The organism is Bacillus sp. JJ864 (genome assembly GCF_036963045.1).
GTDB lineage: Bacteria > Bacillota > Bacilli > Bacillales > Bacillaceae_G > Bacillus_A > Bacillus_A pseudomycoides_C.
In genome coordinates this window covers 1-6,617 of sequence record NZ_JBALLY010000013.1, presented here as the reverse complement: position 1 = coordinate 6,617, position 6,617 = coordinate 1, and the positions used below count along the sequence as shown (strand labels likewise).

The following is a 6,617-nucleotide window of genomic DNA, read 5'->3' as shown; positions in this document are numbered from 1 at the left end:
AAGGAAATGCCCTTTCATTGCGAATTAATATCATCTGTTAAATTTTGTATCTTATTATATCCTTTTATTGTAAAATTTATTTAGATAGGAGGAATACATATGAAATTTGAAGATAACAGAGTACTAGGAATTCAGCTTGGTGCTTTACTAGTTACAGAGGATCATAGATATTTAGTGATTAAGAAAAATGATCATTATTCTCTGCTTAATGTGGAAACAATGGAGTGCTGCATATTAGAAGTCGCTTTGGAACATATTGAAGAAGTGTTGGCAGAGGATTTGCAGGAAACAGTGAAACAAATTATTCCTGCTGGGCATTTGAAACTTGTTGCGAAGAATATCGTATGAAAGGATATCTTACATATGGATAATACTGAATATTTCGTTATTAGTAATTTGGAAGCGTTGCAAAAACAATTTGAAGATTTATTACAAACAAAGATTCAATGTAGCGAGGAACTTGAAAATTGGTTGAAGCGACAGTCGCGGCTTTTAGATGAAGTGGAAGAACAACTTAAACAACATTATATTCAATTTCAATGTAACACTGATAACCAGCAAGAGAAAGAAACTTTTGATTTTGACCAAAAGCATGTGCAGCCATTAGTGAAACGATATAAAAGTTTACTAGACAATAAGTACTACGAATCACCATTTCGTTTGCAGCTAGACCTTGATTTTTTCGGTTTATTGAATAAAAAAGTAGAAAATGCGATTCGTTTGTTCAATGAGAAAAATATAGATTTAGAAATTGCAGAAGATGAGTTAGTAACGAAGTATTTTGAGATTACAGGTAACTTAACGGTAATGTGGGAAGGTGAAGAAAAGTCGTTAAGCGACATGCAGGTGTATCTTCAAAATCCTGAACGTACGGTTAGAAAAAATGCAATGACTCTTATTCAAGAAAGCATGTTATCGGTTGAAGAGGATTTGCAGATCATTATGGATAAGTTAATTGCGTTGCGACATCAAAAAGCTCAAAATGTGGGTTTGCAAAATTATTGCGATTTTATGTTTAAAAAATATGAACGGTTTGATTATACAGCAGCGGATTGTCTTGAGTTAGCAGAAGCGATGCGTCACTATGTTGTTCCTTTACAGAAAAAACTTCAGGAAAAACAGCAAAAAATTTTAGGATTACATACGTTTAGACCTTGGGATATGAGAGCAGTTCCAATAAACGAGAAGCCTTTACAACCAGTACAAAATGTAGACGAGTTAGTAAAAGGTACTTTTCATATTTTAGAAAAGGTTGATTCTCGTTTTTCGGCATTACTACATGAGATGAAAGAAAAGAATCTTTTAGATTTAGAGAGCCGTAAAGGAAAAGCTCCGGGCGGTTTTTGTGAATCCTTACCCGCCTCTAAACAATCGTTTATATTTATGAATTGTTGTAATACACAAGACGATGTCGTGGTTCTGTTACATGAAATGGGTCATTGCATACATAATGAATTTATGAAAGACATTGAACTAGGGCCATATCGAAATGTCCCAATGGAATCAGCAGAATTGGCGAGCATGACAATGGAACTCCTAACGATGGAGTATTGGAATACATTTTATCCAAGTAGTGAAGATTTCAAAAGAGCAAAGCGTGAGCAACTCCGATTGATGATACAATACTTACCTATAATTACTGTAGTCGATCAATTCCAGCATTGGATGTACGAAAATCCAAATCATACACATGCTGAAAGAAAAGAAAAATTTAAAGAACTAGCAAGAACATATGACTCTAACTTTATGAATTGGGAAGGTTATGAAAACTGGTTAGAGACAAAGTGGTTATCTATTTTACATATTTTTGAGGTACCATTCTACTACATTGAGTACGCAATTGCGCAAATAGGTGCTTTGCAGATGTATAAGCAATATAAAGAAAATCCTAAACAAACTCTAATTAATTATAAAGAAGCACTATCTTTAGGAAGTACAAAATCAGTAAAAGAAGTGTATGAAGCGGCAGGTATTCGTTTTGATTTTTCGGTACAAACAATTAAAGAGTTGATGGAGTTTGTGGAGAAAGAACTGCAATTAATAGATTAGATATAATAAGATATTCTTTAATTAAAGGCCTATTCTTTATCAAATAGAGAATGGCCTTTTTCCTATTTTGAATATAGTGTAAGTTTTATAGTATAACTAAAAAATAATAAAAATATGAAAAAAATGAACCAATTCTTCTTTTAGGGGGAATAAGTAGTGTAAAGAAAGGAGGATGAAATGTGTCTGAACAAGATTGTTTAAATAAGGCTAAGGCGGGAGATCAAGATGCATTCAATTCATTGGTAAAACCGTACATAATACCAGCGCATCAGGTGGCGTATATGCTTCTCCGAGATCGAACAGGAGCTGAAGATGCTGTACAGGAGGCTCTTTTGCGTACATACAAATCTTTACATCGATTTAATCCTGAAATAGCTACATTTAAGACATGGTTTCATAAAATTGTAATCCATGTTACATGGAAGATGGCGCAACGAAAACGTTTTTTCTTACCTTTGCAAGATTTTTGGGGAAGATCAAAAGAAGGTCAGCCAGAAGAATTTTATTTACAAGAAGAAAATGAGCGAGAGTTATACAACTGTATTCAAAAGCTCTCTCTTAAACATCAGGCAGTGATTGTATTATATTACATGCAAGATTTATCAGTTTCGGAAATTTCCTCAATTCTTACTGTTAGTGAAGGAACGGTGAAATCCAGGCTCTATCATGCTAGAGAGCAATTAAAGAAACAATTGCTGTCCTTACCAAAAGAAGTTTCATTGAAGGAGGGATGGATATGGAACAAAAACTAAGAAAAACAATGCAAAGTATACAGCAACAGTTTTCATTTCCTGAGGAAGTAGATATTCGTACTGTACTCAGAAAAAAGAAACGATCGCCGAAGAATAAACTTGTAATTTTTCTAATTACTGCAACATGCCTTTTTCTGTTTTTTATGACAGATGTTCCGGCTAGTGTGGCAAATTTGTTTGGAGTAAGTACAGCTCCTCGTCATCCATATAATCAATATCTTGTGCATAATGCGCATTACTATATCCCTGCCAGTGAAAATGTGTCTAAAGAACAATTAGGAAGAGAGTTAGGGGAAGTATCACGCAGTGGAGAATGGCGATTTTTACAAGAAGGTGATACAACAGAATATGTCCCTGGTACTAAATATTACTCGATACAAGGTAAAGCAACGGAAGAAGTAATTGCTGTTGAAAGAATAGGAGGGACAGTAAAGAAACCTGTAATAGAGGGATACGAGGTTTTAAAGCGTGCAAAACCATTAGAAAAAGTAGATGTAAAACAAATCTTTGGAGGGAAAAATGATTCAAAGGAAGTACAAGCAGCTTATGACAATATACGAGAGGTCGTTCCTTTTTTAAAAGTTTTACAATCTCCTGATGTAGAAATGACTTTTATTACGTTACGGAATGATGGTGCTCATTATTACACCAAAATGATGTATAGGCCTACTGCAGAAAGTAAGATAAGACAAACTATTATGTTACCTTTTAAATCTACTAGTCATGAAGTAGAGAAAACCATCTTTATACAGGAGTATCAAGAGGAATTTGGAAGAGGTAAAAAAGAATTTGAACATTTTACATCTGGTGGAGACTTTCAGTATGACTCAAACAAAAAGGTTTCAACATTTTCTTCAAATGGCTTAGAGTGGAGTGAATATAAACCAGCCTATGTTGAGGAAAACTCTAGACGATTTGAAAATTATGATCATACATATCGTGCGAAAACTAATGGTGTTATATATGAAGTATCTAGTCAAGGATGTTCTATAGCAGAAATAAAACAGCTTTTAGAAACCTTCTTGCAAGCACGTAGTTAAAAAGAAATATATTGTATGTAAACTATAGGAAGTAAAGATATAAAAATGATCTTAACTTAACAATAAGAAGCATGAGGTTAATTGTTTGGAAAGATAGAACTTTTCCTTTATTATAGTAGTGAAAATACTGAAAATTCGGAGTGGATATAATGGAATGCTTAATAGGGGATATAAAAGTTCATTATGAAATTTATGGTTCTGGTAAACCAATTATTATGCTTCATGGTTTTTCTCCTGATCATAGACTGATGTCAGGTTGTATGGAGTCTGTTTTTATACAAAGAGAAGGTTGGAAACGGATTTATATTGATTTGCCAGGCATGGGAAAAACGAAGGGATACGAAATGATTCAAAACTCAGATGGAATGTTAGATTTTGTTTTAAAATTTATAGATACAATTATTCCGGATGAATCTTTTTTAATTGCAGGTGAATCATACGGAGGCTACATAACTAGGGGAGTTATATCCAAAAGAAAAGAAAGAATAGATGGCGCAGCATTTATTTGTCCTATGATTATTCCGGATACAAGTAAGAGGCAGATTCCTCCCCGCACGGTTATTTACCAAGATGAAAAATTTTTATCTCAGTTAAATACGGAGGAACGTGAAAATTTTAGTTCGAATTTTGTTGTGCTTAACGAATATAATTGGCAACGTTATCTTGAAGAGATTATCTCGGGAATTCAAATAGCAGATGAGGTATTTTTAACAAAAATAAGGGAGCAATATGCTTTTTCATTTGATGTGGATAGCCAAATATCACTGTATGAAAAACCTAGCCTCTTTTTATTGGGCAAACAGGATTCAGTAACAGGCTATAAAGATGCTTGGAGTTTGCTTGATAAATTTCCTCGGGCTACTTTTGCGGTTTTAGATAAAGCAGGACATAACTTGCAGATTGAGCAGGATGTTTTATTCCATTCATTAGTAAATGAATGGTTAGATAGAGTAGAAGAAAAATGATTACACATTATAAAATAAGGTCGGTTTCTCACTTTAATGTGTTGAAGACCGACTATTTTTTTGTTGTGCTTTTTTATTCGAGTTTTGTAGGTGATATATACATGTAAATGTTTATTTGAAATAAAGTTACGATGTTTTTTCCACTAGGTAATTATTTATCTAAGGGTTTTTTCTTTCTAACTAACAGGGCAGGTTTGCTCAAAAAGCAGTAATCTCTATTTATTAATTGTTAATAGAAAAATTTTTCAAATAATAACCGATGTTTGTTTCAATCGTGTTAAAGTAAAGAGCATCAGCAATTGCTAGCGCACTTATATGTGATCAATAAATGAAGTGCCTATGATGATAGGTGCTTTTTTGTTATATAGAATTTACATAATAAATGTGGGGTTTAGTGAAAATTGAAATTTGAGTAGAGAGGCCTTACAAAACTGTAAGGCAGATGTAAGGAAAATGAATATCTACATTGACACAAAAGAGTTAAACTAGCAATATATCAATCAACTAAAAGATAAGAAATGATAAGGAGTGAGCACATGATCTGGTTAACATTAATCATCACATATGGAATGTTTTTATTACATTGTGTTCGCACAGCTGAAGAAATGGACGAGTTTTTAGTATTGTGACGAAACAAACGAAGACAATGTAGATAAAATATCCGCTCTAAGTCTCAAAAATATTTGATTATGAAACATTAGTGTTTAGCTAAGTAATGGCAAATAAAAAGTTGAAGTGTGAGAATTTTAAAATATATCGATGGCTACTTTATATCAATTCATGAAGAAACGTAAAATGAATACTTAAACAAAAAAGTAGCTTATCAGCTACTTTTTATTTTATCTTGTACCTCATATTTCTAATATCTATTGCACTGGATACCCAAACATATAGGCATGCTAACGTAATGAGTAAACGTACCCAACTAAACTCATTTTCTATAACAATCATTGAAACTAATACGACAGCATTATAAATAAACAATGGTAAAAAGATAATGATATCCCATTTTAAAGATTTAAGACTTTGCATTATGTTCACCTCAATTCGATATTACATTGAGGTGTTATTAATAACAATATTAATTTTACAAAGGAATTACCGTAAGGAGGAGTTAAAACATTTTACTTCCTAGTGGAGTAAAATTCAGTTTCATNNCTTTATTATGAATATCTAATCCTTCTTGACCAAAGAAATGGAGAATATATTCTTTTTCATCGCTATCAGTTTTTTTAGTTAGTTTAAATTCCTCTGCACTTACCTTTTTTCCTAAACGTAAATAACGAATTTCTATAAAGTCTTCAACTGTAGATTCGAAATTTCCAATGTACCATTTGTTCAGAATAGATTCATATTTGGGTTTTTCATCATTATTGATAACATTTAAGTTGTTTTTTAAGTATTGAATGTTTTCTTTGGTCATTTGAACTCGACCTACATCACGGGTACCACGAACATGAAGATTATTTTCATGAAATGTGAGTTTTTGGAAAGACATGTTTATCATCATGTCATTTATAATTTGCTCGTTTTTGATTTCTCCAATAGACTGAGCTGCTTTAGATAAATCATCATTACTAACTACATAACTATCTTTTTGTTGCTTTTGAATGGTTTGAGCTTTCGGTTTTTCCTGAACCTTTTCTTCTATTTTTTTATCATTATATGTTAGGGTGATGTACGTTCCTAACGATAAAGTTGCTAAAACAATTACACTATAAGTAATTTTCTTTTTCATTATAAATCCTCCTGCGAATATCTTTGAAAACCGGTTTTTTACTTTAATGTAATAAAGGCCGGCTAATCCTAAT

At 32.4% G+C, this 6,617-nt stretch carries 6 protein-coding genes; 5 read left to right on the top strand and 1 reads right to left on the bottom strand.

The window, feature by feature from the left end:
- The first annotated feature begins 99 nt into the window (after positions 1 to 99).
- The 5 genes from V7024_RS02875 to V7024_RS02855 all read left to right on the top strand — a co-directional run bounded on the left by V7024_RS02875 (position 100) and on the right by V7024_RS02855 (position 4,806).
- Positions 100 to 348, top strand: coding sequence for a hypothetical protein (locus V7024_RS02875; RefSeq protein WP_335515397.1), 249 nt, complete (start codon positions 100 to 102; stop codon positions 346 to 348).
- 15 nt (positions 349 to 363) lie between these two features.
- Positions 364 to 2,049, top strand: coding sequence for a M3 family oligoendopeptidase (locus tag V7024_RS02870; protein WP_335515394.1), 1,686 nt, complete (start codon positions 364 to 366; stop codon positions 2,047 to 2,049).
- A gap of 179 nt (positions 2,050 to 2,228) precedes the next feature.
- On the top strand, positions 2,229 to 2,801 hold the full coding sequence (locus V7024_RS02865; protein WP_335515391.1) for an RNA polymerase sigma factor: 573 nt from the start codon (positions 2,229 to 2,231) through the stop codon (positions 2,799 to 2,801).
- Complete coding sequence (locus V7024_RS02860) at positions 2,786 to 3,841, top strand: hypothetical protein (RefSeq protein ID WP_335515388.1); 1,056 nt, start codon at positions 2,786 to 2,788, stop codon at positions 3,839 to 3,841. Before V7024_RS02865 ends, V7024_RS02860 begins: the two co-directional genes overlap by 16 nt.
- Positions 3,842 to 3,987: 146 nt before the next feature.
- Positions 3,988 to 4,806, top strand: a complete 819-nt coding sequence (locus V7024_RS02855) for an alpha/beta fold hydrolase (RefSeq protein ID WP_438824429.1) — start codon at positions 3,988 to 3,990, stop codon at positions 4,804 to 4,806.
- A gap of 1,114 nt (positions 4,807 to 5,920) precedes the next feature.
- Here V7024_RS02855 and V7024_RS02850 read toward each other — a convergent pair.
- Positions 5,921 to 6,544 (bottom strand): DUF6241 domain-containing protein, encoded by a 624-nt coding sequence (locus tag V7024_RS02850; protein WP_335515384.1) that lies wholly within the window; start codon positions 6,542 to 6,544, stop codon positions 5,921 to 5,923.
- Positions 6,545 to 6,617 lie beyond the last annotated feature (73 nt).